The organism is Streptomyces sp. NPDC040432 (genome assembly GCF_055595445.1).
Genome location: NZ_JBVIVP010000008.1, coordinates 216,884 through 231,551, shown reverse-complemented (window position 1 = coordinate 231,551; position 14,668 = coordinate 216,884). Strand labels below are relative to the sequence as shown.

Here is a 14,668-nt window from a genome sequence, read left to right as displayed (position 1 = left end):
GTCCCTCGTACGTTCGTGGTGTCAGTCGGACATCCACTCCAAGGAGCTCCCCATGAACACCGGAAAGCGCATCGCCGCCACGTGTGCCGCCGTCCTGCTCAGCACCCTGGCCCTGGGCGGCGCCGCCCAGGCCGACAGCCAGGGCGGCGGCGAGGGCAAGGCCGCGCACGAGCGGACGGCCGAGGCCGCACCGGGCACGGACAGCATCGCCGCGCAGAAGGTCCGGCCCGCCTCGAAGGACAATCCGCACAGCCGGACGGTCGAGGCGGCCCCGGGCACCGCCCACGTACCGGCCGGCAAGGTGAAGCCCGCGTCGCAGAGCGGTTCGCACAGCGAGACGGTCGAGGCCGCCCCGGGCACCGCCCACGTCGCGGGGAACCCCGTCGGGAACTGATCCCCGCCGGGGGCGGAGAGCCGCGCCCGGCCTCCGCCCCCGGCGCGTTCGCGCCGAACCGGCGACCCGCCTGCACAGCGACTCACGGCGGCCGAAGTGCGCCCCGCTCGACGGAGAGGGAGGTCGGAGCTCGCTTTGTCATATGCCTACCGCCGACCGGCGTGATGGGTCTACCGTGACGACTCCGGACCTCCCCGGCCGGGCGCCCTCCCGGCTTCCCCACGGGAGGGCTGCCCCGTGCCCGGGCCACGACAGGGTCCGGTCCCCTGCCGCAGGGCATCCGGGCCTATGGTCCGCCGGGGCGTCCGGCCCCGCCCCACACCTTCCCGCACCCGGGTACGGAGGCTGATCGAGCTACTTCACGGCTGCGCGAAGGGCACGGCGCGCGCCGGTCGTGCAGGCTGGCCCACGGAGGTGATCGGGATGACGCACGACGATCCGTCCCGGCGGTTGGGGCAGGACGGCCCCGGCGACATGGACCTGGCGCTGTTGGACGCCCTCTTCACCCAGTCGCCGGTGGGCCTGCACGTCCTGGACACGGACCTGAGGCTGGTACGGATCAACACCGCCACGCGCTCCATGCACCACGTTCCCGTTGAGGACCTGCTGGGGCGTCGCTTCGCCGAGGTCTTCACGGGAGTGGACTCGCCCGGCGAGGTCACGGAAATGATCCGCGGGGTGCTGGAGACCGGAGTACCGGTACGGGAACGACTGGTGCGCACCCGGCTGGAGTCCGACCGGGGCCAGGAGCGCTCGCGCTCGGTGTCGGTGTTCCGCCTGAGCGACGAGGAGGGCACGGTTCTGGGGGTGGCGGTCGCGGCCGTCGACGTCACGGAGGCCGAGGAGGCGCGCGCCCGACTGCGGGTCCTGGACGCGGTGCGCGAGCGGGTGGGACAGTCCCTCGACGCGATCACCACCTGCGAGGAACTGGCGGAGACCCTCGTGGCAGCTTTCGCGGATGTGGCCGTGGTCGAGGTCGTGGAGGCGGTGGTCCGTGGCGAGGACCCCCCGGCAGGCCCGCTGGCGCAGGACGTGCCGTTGCGGCGCGCGGCGTTCCGGTCGGGTCACCGAGGTCGCCAGGAGCAGGCCCATCCGGTGGGGGACGTGCGCAGCCTCCGCAACCCCACCCCCTACAGCCGTACGCTGACGGACCTGCACCCGCGGATCGTCGCCCTGGAGGACGACAGCCCGTGGCTCGCGACCGACCCGAGGCGGGCCGGCGCGATCCGGGCCGCCGGGGCCCACAGCCTGCTGGTGGCCCCGCTGGCCCTGCGCGGCAGCGTCCTGGGTCTGGTCAGCCTGTACCGCACGGCGGGCTCGCCCCCCTTCAACGAGGGCGATCTCGGGCTCGTCCGCGAGGTGTGCGCCCACACCGCCCTCTGCGTCGACAACGCCCGCCGCTTCACCCGCGAGCACACCATCGCCACGACGGTCCAACGACATCTGCTGCCGCGCCACCCCGTGGGTCGCAGCACCGTCGACACGGCCCACCTGCACGTCCCGGCCGAGGGCGGGGGCGGCGGCTGGTTCGACGTGATCGCCCTGTCGGGCGCCCGCACCGCCCTCGTCGTCGGCAACGTCGCAGGACACGGCATCCACACCGCGACGGCCATGGGCCAACTGCGCACCGTCGTCAACGCACTGGCCGCCCTGGACCTGGAACCCGACGAGCTCCTGGCCCGCCTCGACGACACCGCGGGCTTCCTCGCCGCGCAACGCGAGGCCCAACCCACGGGCCAACCCGCGCGTCTGCCACCGCTGTCCGCGAGCTGCCTCTACGGCGTCCACGACCCCTTCGAACGGTCCTGGACGTTCGCCTGCGCCGGCCAGTCGACCCCACCGGTGATCGTTCGTCCCGACGGGCCGGCCGAGGCCGCGGAACTCGCCGTCGGTCCGGTGCTGGGCGAAGGCGGCGGCTGGCCCTTCGCCACCACGACCGTGGAACTGACCGAGGGCAGCACCCTCGCGCTGTACACGCCCGGGCTGCTCCCGGCGACCCCGGCCACCACCGATGACGTCCCCGAGGTGCTCCGCGAGGTCCTTTCCCGCCCCGGCCTGCCCCTCCAGGAGCTGTGCGACAACGCCCTGTACACGCTCGGGACCCGCGGCGGCGACGGTGACGCGGTCCTCCTGCTGGCCCGCACCCGCCCCCTGCCCACCCACGACGTGGCCACCTGGCTCCTGACCGACGCACTCTCCGAGGTGGCCGTCGCCCGAGGGTACGCACGCCGGACGCTCACGAGCTGGGGAGTGGAGGAGGACACCGGGGCCGCCACCGAACTGATCGTCAGCGAACTGGTCACCAACGCACTGCGCTACGGAAACCCGCCCCTGCGGCTACGCCTCATCAAGGACAGCACCCTCACCTGCGAGGTCCACGACGCGAGCACCACGAGTCCGCACCTGCGCCACGCCCGCGCCGTGGACGAGGGCGGGCGCGGGCTGTTCATCGTCGCGCAGCTCGCCCAACGGTGGGGCATCCGCTACACGGCCGCCGGAAAGACCGTGTGGACCGAGCAGGACCTCGCGCACTGACCCCGAGCACGACCACGAGGTCCGGGCCGGGCGGGGAGGCCCCTGCACCGCCCCCGGGGTACCGGCGCGTCCCGCCCCGGCGGACGACACCGGCGGAGGCATGTGTTCCAGACCGGGTGGTCGGGCACAACGCCCCCATGAGCAGCCATGCCGCCGCCTTCGTGATCGTTCTGACCATGACCGTCGTCGGCTGGGGCCTGGTCTTCCTGCTGGCCCACCGGCAGACCACGGGCAAGTCCGGATCGGGCGGCCGTCGCGACAGCGGGGGCGGCGACGCGGGCTGCGGCGGGGGAGACGGTTGCGGCAGCGGCGGTGGGGGCTGCGGCGACTGAACCCGGGAGCGGCGGACGCCTGAGGCCGATGCGTGGGTGTCGTGGCCGGGGGATGACCACGGGGCCGTCGTCCGGGAACGCCGCCGCCCACCCGTGTGCGTGCGCAGGCCCGTCGCGTGCGTGGGCCCCACCCCGCGCCGTGCTCGCGGCAGGGTAGGGTCCTTCCGTGAGTCGCCCACATGACGTCGTGCCCCGCGGGTTGAGCGAGCTGTCCGCCGGTTTCCTGGCGGCCCACGCGGTCCGGACGGAACGCCTGGACGTGGAGCGGTACCGCGCACGGTGGCGGGAGTCGGGCGTTCCGACCGAGGTCATCGACCGGGCGGCGGACCACGAGGCCCGCTGGGGCGGGCTCGTCCTGCCACCGTCGCCCTGGTACGAAGGCGGGCCCCGCGTGCTGAGCGTGGACGTACCGGAGGGCTCGGACGAAGCGGGCTGGTGGTTCCCGGCCGGAGACCAGCGCTGCTCCGTGGCGTTCGGCTTCCTGATCGGCCCCCAAGGGGAGTTCGCGATCCGCGGTGTCCGCCGGATCGCACTGCACGCGAGCGTCGAGGGATGGGTGGAGTCCCTGGCGCTCGCCCACACCGCCCGGATGCGGGCCACTCGCGTCACCACGGTACGGGGGCGTGCCGTGGACGGCCTCGACCTCGACGGTCTGCGGCCGGTGCCGTCGGTGGACGGCGCGGCCGACACGTGGTGGTGGGGGCCGGGCTCGCTGGTCGCCGTGTACCGCGGCGAAGCCGATGCCTTCGACACCCCGACGGCCCTTCGTGCCCACGTCTACGAGGGTCCGCCCGAGGACATGCCCCGGTTCGGCGACGGGGTGGGGTGAGCCCTGCCGTCCGCCGGCCGGGCAGCAGGCTCGCCCCGTCCTTGCGGAACGGCGAACGTGGTCCACCACCGGGACCGCCCCACGACCCCACGGTGTCGCCGGTGCGTACCGCGAACCGAACGCTTCCGGTGGGCCTGACCGCACACTCCGGACGCGCCTCGCCGTCGCCCTGCTGACGGACCGGGGACGCAGCGGGGCCTTCGGGCGCGGGGCCTACCGGGCGAACCCGCGGCCACGGCCGCGCGCCCTCGTCACCTGGTCGGGGTTCGCCCGTACGTCACCGCTGTTGTTCGGCGGCCATGGCCTCGAAGGTCTGCCGCATCATCCGGTCGATGGTGCCGGGCCGTTCGACCAGGGAATCGAAGAGATCGGCGAGCAGCCACAGCACGAAGCCGTGCACCAGGGCCTCTTCCGGAGCGATCGGTCCGAACTGCTCCCGCCACGCCACGGTGTCCATGCCCATCGCGGCCGCCATGAGGACTCCGGTGACCATCGGGACCTGGGTGGGGTCGGCCCTCTCGAAGGTAGGAAGTCGGCGGATCACCGTGGGGATCAGATCGTCGAGCGGATCGATACGGTCCTTGCCGCCGGGCTGCTCGGCGATCAGGTATCCCGTCAGCACGCCCACCAGGAACACCGTGCCCCGGGACACCTCCTCACGCCCGTGCGTCTCCACCACGGCCTCCACCCGCCGCTGCGCCCGCATCCGCTCCTGGGCCGAGGTGCGCTTCTCCAGGACCCGGTACGTGTCCCAAGCCGCACGGATCGCCTCGTCCACCACTACGCCGTTCTTGGTCATGGAGCGACCGTAGGCGAGACGCCGGGCGCTCGTGGCAGGGACCCCCGAAGACGGCGATCGCAACATCGGGACGGTCCCGGGACGGCGACGAGGGCCGGACCGGGGCGGGGCGGAGCCCCTGCGAACGCCCGATCAGTACGGTGTCAGACGTGGTGACTGAGGCCGAGGGCGGGATCGTGGCGGATCAGGGTCCGCAAGCCCGGGTGGTATTGGACGCTCTCGCCGGTGAGCAGCACCGGGCGCCCGCAGGCCGTACCCACCTCGGTCAGGAATCGCAGCACGGAGGCCACGCCCGCTCCGTCGATGACGTCGTCGGGCCACAGGGAGAATTCGATCTCCTCCTCGTCCATGGGCAGGGCGGAGAACCACACGGCGCCGAAACGGGCCTGGAAGCAGAAGCTGGTCCCCTCCCCGGCCGGCTCGTCACACCAGACGCGGAAGAGGTCGGCGACGGCCGGTCGTACCGGATGGAGCTGGTCGTACGGATGTTCCACCTCGGTGGCGTCGGCGGTCGACCGCAGGTGTTCGAGGACCGCGATCCAGTCGGCGCGGGTCGCGTCCAGCACCCGGACGTCCCGCAGACTGCCGTCGATGTGGAAGACGTCGCACATCCAGGCCTCGGGGAGGCAGCGGGCACGGGCTTCGTGTCCGTGGACGCTTCGGCAGACCGCGTGCGTGGTCTCCGCGCCCCGGTCCTGCGGGTCTGTCGTTCCCATGGAGGAAGGGTACGTGCGGTGCTCGACACGCCGCCCGGGTTATGGCCCGACGCTCACGCACGCGGGCGCCGGATGCGTTCCGACCGCCCCGCGCGGCAGTGCCCGTACGCAACCAAACGCCGGGGCTTCCCGTCATGGCAGAGGGGGCACCCCCGCAGGAACACAGGACAGCCCCGTCCCACCTGGCGGCTGCCGGACCGCAAAACCGGCGTCGCGGCTAAGGCGGGCGGGACTGTCGGCACACGTATCGAAGCTCCACCGAACACTTGAGGAAGAACCCTTGAAGGTACTGATCGCGGGCGGCGCCGGTTTCATCGGCTCGACCATCGCCTCGGCCTGCATCGACGGCGGCATCACCCCCGTCATCCTCGACAACCTGGCCACCGGCCGCCGCGAGTTCACCGCAGGCCGGACCTTCTACGAGGGGGACATCTGCGACGGATCCCTCGTCGACCGGATCTTCGCCGAGCACCCCGACATCACCACGGCCATCGACTGCGCCGCCCTGATCGTCGTTCCCGACTCCGTCGCGAACCCCCTCGGCTACTACCGGGAGAACGTGTCCAAGGGCATCCAGTTCCTCGAACACCTCACCCGGAACAATTGCCGGAACCTCCTCTTCAGCAGCTCCGCCTCCATCTACCGGGCGGACCCCGAGGACTTCTCCGTCGACGAGAACTCCCCCCTCGAAACCCTCAGCCCCTACGCCCGCACCAAAGCCCTCTTCGAGACGGTCCTGGCCGACGTCGCCGCCGCGGGAACCCTCGACGTCGTCTCGCTGCGCTACTTCAACCCCATCGGTGCCGACCCCCTCCTGCGCACCGGCCTCCAGATCCGTACGCCCACCCACGCTCTGGGCAAGATGATCGACGTCCATCACGCGGGCAGCCCCTTCCCCCTCACGGGCACCGACTACCCCACCCGTGACGGCTCCGGGATCCGCGACTACGTGCATGTCTGGGACTTGGCCGACGCCCATGTGAAGGCCGTCCAGCAGTTCACCGACATCACGCGCGACGAGCCCTACCGCGTCATCAACCTCGGGACGGGACGCGGGACGACCGTCCGCGAACTCGTCACCGCGTTCGAGAACGTCACCGGGGCCCCGCTGACCACCGTGGAGACCGAACGGCGGCCCGGTGACTCCGCCGGCGCCTACGCCCGCGTCGACCTCGCGCAGGAGCTCCTCGGCTGGAAGGCCCGCCATTCCCTCGAAGAGGGCATCGCGGACTCCCTGCGCTGGTACGAGCGGCGCGACACCACCCTGACCACCGACTGACGATCCGGGACCGGCCAGGCGGAAGCGGGGCGGAGCAGGCCGCATCCACGGCAACGCGGCCACACGGACGCGAAAGCGCCCGGCGGGGGTGTCCCGGCCGGGCGTTCGTGTGTGTCTGTTGGGTTCCGCTGGTGGGTCAGTACCAGTGGTGGGTCTGCCAGAAGTTCCAGGCGCCGACGGGGCTGCCGTAGCGGGAGTTCATGTAGTCCAGGCCCCACTTGATCTGGGTGGCGGGGTTGGTCTTCCAGTCGGAGCCGGCCGAGGACATCTTCGAGGCGGGGAGGGCCTGGACGAGTCCGTAGGCGCCGGAGGAGGCGTTGGTGGCGGTGTGGTTCCAGCCGCTTTCACGGGAGACGATGTTGTTGAACGCCGCGAACTGTGCCGGGTCCTTGATCATCTGCTGGGCGACGGCCTTGGCGCTCGTCGGTGCCGCCTGGGCGGGGACCGTGGCGAGCATGGAGCCGGCGACGCCGAGGGCGACGACGGTGCCCGCGAGGGCCTTCTTCGAGGCGGCGATGCGGCGGATGACGGTGTTCGACACAGGAGGACCTTCCACAGGGGACGAGGGCGGTCGCTGCACGTCGAGGACGTGCGTGAGCCACTCAGGTGGTGCGGAGGGCTTCGTCAGCGGCGGGTGGAGCACCCGGGCCGCTCGGCGACTCATCCAGTTCTACCGACGGCCCGGCGGCGTGGCAACGAACCCGATTACTACCCTGCCTCGCAGCCGGGGACCCAGGACCCGGCGGCAGCGGTCCGGCCATCCACGCAGGTGAGGGGCCGGCGAAGGGGGTCGTGTAGGGCCTCCCGGGTCTACTATCCCGGGTCGTATGTGACGTGGGTCCTATGGGACGGCTCACCCCGGAACCTCCCGAATGTCACCGTGGGCGACCGGTCGAATCGCATGGGTGGAGCCTGCCGGGCACTGCCGCAGCGTGTCCAGAGGCGCGCAGGCCGCCGGCCCGGTCGTCGTCAGGTGGTGGACGTGGGGGCTGGATGGCCGAGGAGCACCGCTTGTTCCACGGGTGTGAGGTCGGGGCCGGCGAGAGGGGGAAGCCGCGGTCCGCGGATCGCGGCGAGGACGACACGAGGGCGGGCGAGGACCGTGCCGCTCGTCTGAAGGGTCATGACGTCGGTGAGGGCCTCGACGACGGTGAAGTCCGAGCACGCGGTGGTGATGAGGCGGTTGACGTACCTGGCGGCGACGCGGTCGGCGAGCGTGGGCTTCTTGCCGATCGTGTGGGGGAAGGCGGCGTCCTGGGTGACGGCCAGCAGCCAGGCGGCGGCCGCCGGGCGGCCGATCGCCCGTTGGGCGCGCCCCGCGAATCCCTTCGACCCGATGCCCCTGGTCGAGGCCAGGTCCCGCAGGGCGCGGGCGCCCTGGGCCGCCACGGACATGCCGTGCCCGTAGAGGGGGTCGAGCGCGGTGGCGGAGTCCCCGAGCGCGACGAAGCCGTCGACGCGGACCTTCTCGTAGTGGCGTCGCCGGTTGGCCGTGTTCCGGGTGACGGCCACCGGGCCCATGGGTTCGCACCGGTCCAGGAACTCCGCGATGAGGGGGCTCCGCATGGTGCGGGCGAACGCGGAGAACCGGGCCTGGGCGCTGGTGGGTTGCCCGCCCCGGGTGCCGGCGAGGCTGACCATCCACTCACCGCCCTCGATGGGCAGGATGGTGCCGCCCGAACCCGGCCCGGCCAGACGGGAGTCGACCTGGACGTTGATGACCGGCCAGCCCGCGGTGTCGACGGGGGCCTTGTAGCGGCGGCTCGCGTAGGCGACTCCGGCGTCGACGACGGTTTCGGGAACGGCGGGCAGTCCAAGCTCGGCCAGCCAACTCGGAGCGCGCGACGAGCGGCCCGTGGCATCGACGACCAGGTCGGCCTCACGAACCTCCTCCGTGCCGTCCCGATGCCGGATGACCGCACCGGTGACGCGGGTGCGGGTGCCGAGGAGACGGACCGGCTCGGCCCCGGAGAGCAGACGTACTCCGGGCAGCGCCAGGGCGCGCGTGCGGACGGCCCAGTCGACGAGGTCGCGGCCGGCGCTGATGAGGTACTGGGCTTCGGGCCAGCACCGCCGGTACCAACCGCCGGGGGAGAGCGACACCATGCCGTTGGGAAGGGAGATCCGGTGTGCGCCGCCACCCAGCCACATCTCGACGGTTCCGGGCAGCAGCGACTCGATCGCGTCGGCCCCGCCCGACCAGAGCATGTGGGCGTGGCGGGCCTGGGGAAGTCCGCGACGGGCCTGGGGGCTGTCCGGCAGGGCGTGCCGTTCGACGATGTCGACGCCGTCGCTGTGCGGAGCGAGCGCCGCGGCGGCCAGGGTGCCGCTCAAGCCGCCTCCGAGGATCAGTACTCGGGACCGAGAGGGGGGCGTACCGGCCATGCGGGTCTGCTTTCTGCCCCGGCCTTGGCCGGTATGGCGGAATTCGAGTGGGGTCGGGAGGGGAGCTCTAGAATCCCATGATGATCATTACGCGCTTCGTCGGTGGTCCTCTCGCGGGCATCGAGGGGATCCAAGCCACAGAGGTGACCTTGGCCGCGCATAGTGGTAGTCGTGAGATCGGCCGCTATCTGCGCGGCCCCGATGATGACGGCGTGGCGGTCTACCGCTGGGTGCCCGCCCCCGAGGAGCCGACCGGCGACCTGCCGGCTCCGGCCTGAACCATCGCGGCGCACGCCGGCGTCCGGCGGGCCGGATCCGTCAGCCGCCGGGCGTGTCCGCCTCCGGCACCGGGTTCTGGGCGAGCCATCGCCCGTACGCCCGGATCGTTCCGCGGTCCCGCAGGCCCTGACGAGCGAGGGCGAGGCGGGCGGAGGTGCGGGCGCGAGGCGCGAGGCCCCGGGAAACGCGGCTCATGTGCGTCCGGACGAGGGCCAGCACGCCTGCGCTGGCGATGTCCCTGTCACGCCAGTCGAGGCGCGGCGCGGTGACCTCGATGTCCTCACCCTGTTCCCAGAGCGTTGGGAGGTCGGGGCGCAGGGCGAGGGCGGTGGCCAGTCCGACCATCGCGAACCCGCTCGCCAGGACCAGTTCGGCGGCCGTGCGACGGCCGATGCCACCCGTCAGCATGAGCGGCACGGGCGCGGAGGCGACGAGCCGCTCGGCGATGGCGAGGAAGTACGCCTCACGTCCGAGTTTCCGGTCATCGGCCGTGCGGCCCATGGTCGCCGCGCTCTCCATGTTTCCGCCGGAGAGCTCCACCAGGTCCACGTCGAGGTCCGTGAGGAAGCCGAGCACCTGCTCCACCTCGTCGACGTCGAAGCCGCCCCGCTGGAAGTCCGCAGTGTTGATCTTGATGCTCACGGCGAACCCGGGTGTGACCGCCGCCCGGACGGCGCGCACCACGCTCAACAGCAGTCGGGCCCTGTTCTCCAGGCTGCCGCCCCACCGGTCGGTACGGCGGTTGACCAGGGGGGAGAGGAACTGGCTGAGGAGGTAGCCGTGGGCCGCGTGGACCTGGACGCCGTGGAACCCGCTCTGCTCCGCGAGACGGGCCGTCGTCGCGAACCGGCTGATGGTGGCCTTGATGTCCGCCTCGGTCATGGCCGTCGGGCGGGCGAAGGCACTCGTGTGCTTTCCGAGGCTGACACCGATGTCGGACGGCGACCACGCGACACCGGGCAGGTCCGACCGGACCTGCCGACCGGGATGGTTGATCTGCATCCAGACCTGGCCGCCCCCCGAGCCGGCCGCGGCGGCCCAGCGTCGGAACGGAGCCAGGTCGGTGCCGGCGTCGAGCACGATCGTTCCCGGCGACGTGAGGGCCCGTCTGTCCACCATGACGTTGCCCGTGATGATCAACCCGCTCCCGCCGCGTGCCCAACTGCGGTACAGCTCCTCGATCTCCGGTCCGGGCAGTTGTCCGGGCTGGCGGGCCAGGCTCTCCTCCATGGCCGCCTTGGCGATCCGGTTCGCGATGCGACTGCCGTTGCGCAGTTCGAGAGGTGTGGACAGGTGCATGGAAGATTTCCTCCGGGTGTCGTCGGGTGAGGTTCCGTCGTGGCCCGCGCGATGCGGTGAAGCGCACGGTGCGCGGAGACGGTGCGGGGCGCGGTCCGGGTCCTGCCCGGGCCGGTTGCGGGCCGGTTCAGCGGTCCGGCCTCCTCAGCATTCGACCTGCCGCCGTCCGTACGCGGGTGAGACGCGCCGAGAGGCTCGGGGTGACGGGCCTGAGCCGACTGCCGCCCATGGGCCCCGTCTGCGGATCGGTCCACAACTGGGCGACCTCCTCGGCGATGGCCTGTTGGGCCCTCCGGGACGCCGTCGGGTGGCTGATGCCGCGCCCGAGCGCCACGCGCAGGGACCTGGCCGCGGCCTCGGTGGCCAACTGTCCCCGCGCGTCCAGAGGGCTGAAGGTCGCCAGGGCGTCCCCGATGACGACGAAGCCGCGGGGCCCGCGGATGCGCTCGTACCGGTGCCAGCGGGTCGATGTCGGAGCGACGAACACGTCACCGGCGGGTTTCGCGTCGGCGATCAGTCGGCCCACGGTGGGGTCGGACATGGCCAGCGCGGCGGCGGCGAACGCCTCCCTGTCGCTGATCCGTTCACGATCGGGGGAGGTCTGGGTGACGGCCCACAGACCGTTCTCGATCGGGACGAGCACCGCGCTGTGGGTCCCGTCCGCGACAGCCGTGAGGGCGACGTCGGCCCGTCCGTCCGGTGCCCGGTAGCGGCGGCCGGCCATGAACCCGGCCGTGCCGCGCGTGGTGACCGGCACGACGGCCACACCGAGATCGCTCAGCCAGGCCGCACTGCGCGAATCGGCGCCGCTCGCGTCGATGACGAGTTGCGCCGTGATCTCCTCCTCCGGCCCGTCACCGAAGCGCACGCGCGCACCGAGCACCGCCGACTCGTCGCCGATGAGCCCGACGACATGGGCGCCGTCGAGGACGGTGGTGTTCCGTTCGTGTGCGGGGTTGGCGACCACGATCTCGCGCAGCACCGAGGTCAGGAGGTCCCGACTGCACGTCAGCAGCTCGCGCGTCCCCCAGGCGCGGGGCCGTGTCCGCGACAGGTGGGCGCCGGCCGTGAGGGGGAACGTCCGAGCACCACGCCGCCGCAGCAGCGCCCCCGAGCCGTACGCCAGGTCGTTGACGTCCCACATGCCTCCGATGTGGAGGACCTCGCCGTGCTGGGCGGCCGCCGCGCCCGCCTCGCCGCCCGACCGGCCCGCAAGCACGAGTACGTCGTAGCCGGCCAGGGCGACCACGGAGGCGGCCAGCAGCCCCGCGTACCCCCCGCCTATGATCAGCGCTTCGACGTGCTTCGGGTGTCTGGTGGTCATGGCTGTCTCTCCGTGAGGGATCTCTGAGCGGCGGGCGGGATGCGGGCTCGTGGCCTCATCGCCGGTGTCATGCACGGTGCTCGGCGAGCGCTGCCGACTGCCGGGTCACCTCCACCCACGAGGACCGCAGCATGGCGTCCGACATGTCGACCAGGTCGTCGGACTCCTCGATCGAACTGATCGTCCAGCGGCGCTCGTGCGGTACCGCGGGCGCCGCACGTCCCTTCCCGATGACCGCGTGGGCGATCACGGCGGCATCGGCCTCGCTGCGGGCCCGCGCGCTGCCGGTGCCCTCGGCCACCGCGAGCGCGTAGACCTTCGCGCCCGTGGGACGGTCGAACCAGGGCGTGAGCCGCAGCACCGCGTCGAAGATGTCCCTCTCGCGCTGCATGAGACGGTGCTCCACGGGCTGCCACCAGGGCATGGGCGGTGGGTTCGTGGAAGGTATCTCCGGACGGACCTCCAGCCACAGGGGGTGGAGCCTGCGGAAGCGGCACAGGGCTCGCCACCGGTAGCCGGCGCCCTGCCCGAGGGGCGGCAGGACGAAGCCGGCGGCGATCAGGAAGGCGCTGACACTGGCCATGGAGAAGGCGACCTGGGTGCTCAGCCAGTCCCAGTCGTGACCGAGCCAGCGCGCGATGATCGCCGTGTATTTCAGGAGGTCGTACGCGAACGTGCAGGCGGCCCCCGCGGTGATCAGCAGCAGCCCGCCCTTCAGGGTGCCGTTGACCTGCTTCGACCAACGCCGGCTGAGCACCAGCATGGTGACGGCCGCCACGCTGTGCGCCGCCAGGTAGAGGACGACCATCTCGCGGATCCACGGCGTGCGGGAATAGTAGGTGTCCAGGTCACGGAGCCGCTCGACCGGTGCGTCGCCCAGCGCGAACAGGGCCCAGATGGCCAGGGCGACCAAGGCGTAGGCGGTCAGGCACGAGCGGGTCTGCCGCCGGGTGACGCGTGCGTCGTCGTTGCCCCGCCAGTGGATCAACAGCACGATGGTGGCGGCGTCGAACGCGGTCAGGATGGAGTAGACGATGGGCGCCGCGATGTTCGGCACGCCGAACATCGCGTTGATGGCCGCGAGATGGGGGGGAGCGGCGGTGAAGAACAGGAGCGCGCCGACGAAGAGGGTCGCGGTGACGGCCCTCAGCAGCGGGTCCCGCGGGTTCTTCCGCAGTGCCCACGATTTGATGGCGGTGGCGACCAACAGACCGGCGGCCGAGCTCAGGTACGCCGTTCCCCCGTTCACCGGGGGCTTCCGTGAGCCGCACGAAGGGCAGTGGGCATGGTCAGTTGCTCTCCGAGCGGTCGACGCCGACGGGCGAGCCGGACCGGTGGATGTGGGAGAACTGGATGCTCAGCCGGGCAAGACCGTTCGTGCCGGAAACACGGGTGGGAATCGCGGCGGTCACGTCGATGGCGACGGGGGTCCGCCCTGACGCAGGGACCCTGCGGGTGTCCGTGGGGACCAGGGCCGCGTGGATCGTCGCCGCCTCGGCGAAGATGATGGCGGCGTCCGGCGTGCAGCCGTGCGAGGAGGCGTAGCGTTCGGCCGCCTCGCGGTGGCCGCTGTCCAGGTGGGGCGCCAGGTTGAGCAGACGGTCGGCGATCTCGGTGGACCTCGCCATGGCCCGGATCTCCATCGACGCGGTGGGACGAATCCGCACCGGCTTGCCGGGCCCCGCGAACGGTTCCAGCGCACGCCACAGGGGCTCCATCGCCCGGTAGGCCCGCCAGGAGACCCACATCGACCCCAGCCGCGGTCCGACGACCGGCAGCAGGAAACCGACGGTGGTCATGGCCGCGCCCAGTCCCGCGAGGGGAGGGGCGATGTCGGTGCTGAGCGAATCCCAGGCGTCCGTACCGGTCCACCTGGCGCCCACCGCGATGAACTTGAGCAGGGCGAACGACAGGGTCAGGCCGAACGCGGTCACCAGGATGATCAGACCCCAGTGGGTCCATGCCGCCTGGAGCTCGCGCAGTTCACGTGCCCACCTCCAGCACTTGGTCGCCACGACGAGACTCGTGGCGGTGTGCGCGGTCAGATAGAGGACGATCATCTCGCGGACGAACGGGGTGTTCGCGTAGAAGGTGTCGAAGTCGCGTTGCTGCTCGATCGGCACGTCGCTCAGCGAGAAGAGCACGCAGAAGGTGGCGATCACCACGGAGGTCGCGGCGATCCAGAGTCTGGTGTGCCGTCGGACGGTCTCCTCGGCGCCCCCGCGCCAGTTGATGAGGAGCACCAGCGAACCGCACGCCAGGCACGACAGGATGCAGTAGACGATGAGAGCCGAGATGTTGGGAACGCCGGTGATCCGGTTGACCCGTTCGATCGTCGGCGGGGCGCCGAACACGAAGCCCGCCGCGGAGGACGCGAGGATCACGAAGATCGACTTCGACATCGGTGAGTGCCAGGTGTGCCAGAACGACGGCGACTTCACCACCAGGGCGATCGCCAGTACGGCGGCGGGTATGTAGTAGTCCGATCCGGTCATGC

General features: G+C 71.9%; 14 protein-coding genes. 6 read left to right on the top strand and 8 right to left on the bottom strand.

Annotated features, from left to right (window positions below; genetic code table 11):
• Positions 1-52: 52 nt before the first annotated feature.
• The 4 genes from ACZ58N_RS19845 (at position 53) to ACZ58N_RS19830 (ending at position 4,090) form a co-directional block, all read left to right on the top strand.
• The gene (locus ACZ58N_RS19845) at positions 53-394 is read left to right on the top strand and encodes a hypothetical protein (RefSeq protein WP_471161348.1); all 342 of its coding nucleotides are present in this window, start codon (positions 53-55) and stop codon (positions 392-394) included.
• Positions 395-817: 423 nt separating this feature from the next.
• A complete protein-coding gene (locus tag ACZ58N_RS19840) occupies positions 818-2,929 on the top strand; it encodes a SpoIIE family protein phosphatase (protein ID WP_471161346.1) in 2,112 nt (703 codons plus the stop codon).
• Positions 2,930-3,066: 137 nt separating this feature from the next.
• The gene (locus ACZ58N_RS19835; protein ID WP_471161344.1) at positions 3,067-3,261 is read left to right on the top strand and encodes a hypothetical protein; all 195 of its coding nucleotides are present in this window, start codon (positions 3,067-3,069) and stop codon (positions 3,259-3,261) included.
• Positions 3,262-3,427: 166 nt separating this feature from the next.
• Positions 3,428-4,090: a hypothetical protein gene (locus tag ACZ58N_RS19830; protein WP_471161341.1), complete on the top strand. Its 663-nt coding sequence runs from the start codon at positions 3,428-3,430 to the stop codon at positions 4,088-4,090.
• Positions 4,091-4,367: 277 nt separating this feature from the next.
• Here ACZ58N_RS19830 and ACZ58N_RS19825 read toward each other — a convergent pair whose 3' ends face one another.
• Together ACZ58N_RS19825 and ACZ58N_RS19820 are read right to left on the bottom strand one after the other, a co-directional pair.
• Positions 4,368-4,889 (bottom strand): hypothetical protein, encoded by a 522-nt coding sequence (locus ACZ58N_RS19825; protein WP_471161338.1) that lies wholly within the window; start codon positions 4,887-4,889, stop codon positions 4,368-4,370.
• A 143-nt stretch (positions 4,890-5,032) separates the two neighbouring features.
• Positions 5,033-5,605 (bottom strand): hypothetical protein, encoded by a 573-nt coding sequence (locus tag ACZ58N_RS19820; protein ID WP_471161335.1) that lies wholly within the window; start codon positions 5,603-5,605, stop codon positions 5,033-5,035.
• Between the two features lie 280 nt (positions 5,606-5,885).
• Between ACZ58N_RS19820 and galE the strand changes: the two genes are divergently transcribed.
• The gene (galE, locus tag ACZ58N_RS19815; RefSeq protein WP_471161333.1) at positions 5,886-6,884 is read left to right on the top strand and encodes a UDP-glucose 4-epimerase GalE; all 999 of its coding nucleotides are present in this window, start codon (positions 5,886-5,888) and stop codon (positions 6,882-6,884) included.
• 136 nt (positions 6,885-7,020) lie between these two features.
• On the opposite strand, the gene ACZ58N_RS19810 is transcribed toward galE, so the two are convergent.
• Positions 7,021-7,425 (bottom strand): aggregation-promoting factor C-terminal-like domain-containing protein, encoded by a 405-nt coding sequence (locus ACZ58N_RS19810; protein WP_385685050.1) that lies wholly within the window; start codon positions 7,423-7,425, stop codon positions 7,021-7,023.
• Positions 7,426-7,853: 428 nt separating this feature from the next.
• Positions 7,854-9,218 (bottom strand): NAD(P)/FAD-dependent oxidoreductase, encoded by a 1,365-nt coding sequence (locus ACZ58N_RS19805; RefSeq protein ID WP_471161330.1) that lies wholly within the window; start codon positions 9,216-9,218, stop codon positions 7,854-7,856.
• Between the two features lie 128 nt (positions 9,219-9,346).
• Between ACZ58N_RS19805 and ACZ58N_RS19800 the strand changes: the two genes are divergently transcribed.
• Complete coding sequence (locus tag ACZ58N_RS19800) at positions 9,347-9,547, top strand: hypothetical protein (RefSeq protein ID WP_471161327.1); 201 nt, start codon at positions 9,347-9,349, stop codon at positions 9,545-9,547.
• Between the two features lie 40 nt (positions 9,548-9,587).
• Here the strand turns inward: ACZ58N_RS19800 and ACZ58N_RS19795 are convergent, their stop codons facing one another.
• From ACZ58N_RS19795 to ACZ58N_RS19780, 4 genes are all read right to left on the bottom strand, one after another.
• The gene (locus ACZ58N_RS19795) at positions 9,588-10,847 is read right to left on the bottom strand and encodes an NADH:flavin oxidoreductase/NADH oxidase family protein (protein ID WP_471161324.1); all 1,260 of its coding nucleotides are present in this window, start codon (positions 10,845-10,847) and stop codon (positions 9,588-9,590) included.
• A 127-nt stretch (positions 10,848-10,974) separates the two neighbouring features.
• Positions 10,975-12,171: an FAD-dependent oxidoreductase gene (locus ACZ58N_RS19790; RefSeq protein WP_471161321.1), complete on the bottom strand. Its 1,197-nt coding sequence runs from the start codon at positions 12,169-12,171 to the stop codon at positions 10,975-10,977.
• A gap of 67 nt (positions 12,172-12,238) precedes the next feature.
• Positions 12,239-13,420 (bottom strand): MAB_1171c family putative transporter, encoded by a 1,182-nt coding sequence (locus ACZ58N_RS19785; protein WP_471161318.1) that lies wholly within the window; start codon positions 13,418-13,420, stop codon positions 12,239-12,241.
• Between the two features lie 40 nt (positions 13,421-13,460).
• The gene (locus ACZ58N_RS19780; RefSeq protein WP_471161315.1) at positions 13,461-14,666 is read right to left on the bottom strand and encodes an MAB_1171c family putative transporter; all 1,206 of its coding nucleotides are present in this window, start codon (positions 14,664-14,666) and stop codon (positions 13,461-13,463) included.
• Positions 14,667-14,668: the final 2 nt, after the last annotated feature.

Coding starts and splice junctions, on each gene's coding strand:
- ACZ58N_RS19845 (WP_471161348.1), top strand. CDS start 53: ATGAACACCGGAAAGCGCATCGCCGCCACGTGTGCCGCCGTCCTGCTC.
- ACZ58N_RS19840 (WP_471161346.1), top strand. CDS start 818: ATGACGCACGACGATCCGTCCCGGCGGTTGGGGCAGGACGGCCCCGGC.
- ACZ58N_RS19835 (WP_471161344.1), top strand. CDS start 3,067: ATGAGCAGCCATGCCGCCGCCTTCGTGATCGTTCTGACCATGACCGTC.
- ACZ58N_RS19825 (WP_471161338.1), bottom strand. CDS start 4,889: ATGACCAAGAACGGCGTAGTGGTGGACGAGGCGATCCGTGCGGCTTGG.
- ACZ58N_RS19820 (WP_471161335.1), bottom strand. CDS start 5,605: ATGGGAACGACAGACCCGCAGGACCGGGGCGCGGAGACCACGCACGCG.
- ACZ58N_RS19800 (WP_471161327.1), top strand. CDS start 9,347: ATGATGATCATTACGCGCTTCGTCGGTGGTCCTCTCGCGGGCATCGAG.
- ACZ58N_RS19795 (WP_471161324.1), bottom strand. CDS start 10,847: ATGCACCTGTCCACACCTCTCGAACTGCGCAACGGCAGTCGCATCGCG.
- ACZ58N_RS19790 (WP_471161321.1), bottom strand. CDS start 12,171: ATGACCACCAGACACCCGAAGCACGTCGAAGCGCTGATCATAGGCGGG.
- ACZ58N_RS19780 (WP_471161315.1), bottom strand. CDS start 14,666: ATGACCGGATCGGACTACTACATACCCGCCGCCGTACTGGCGATCGCC.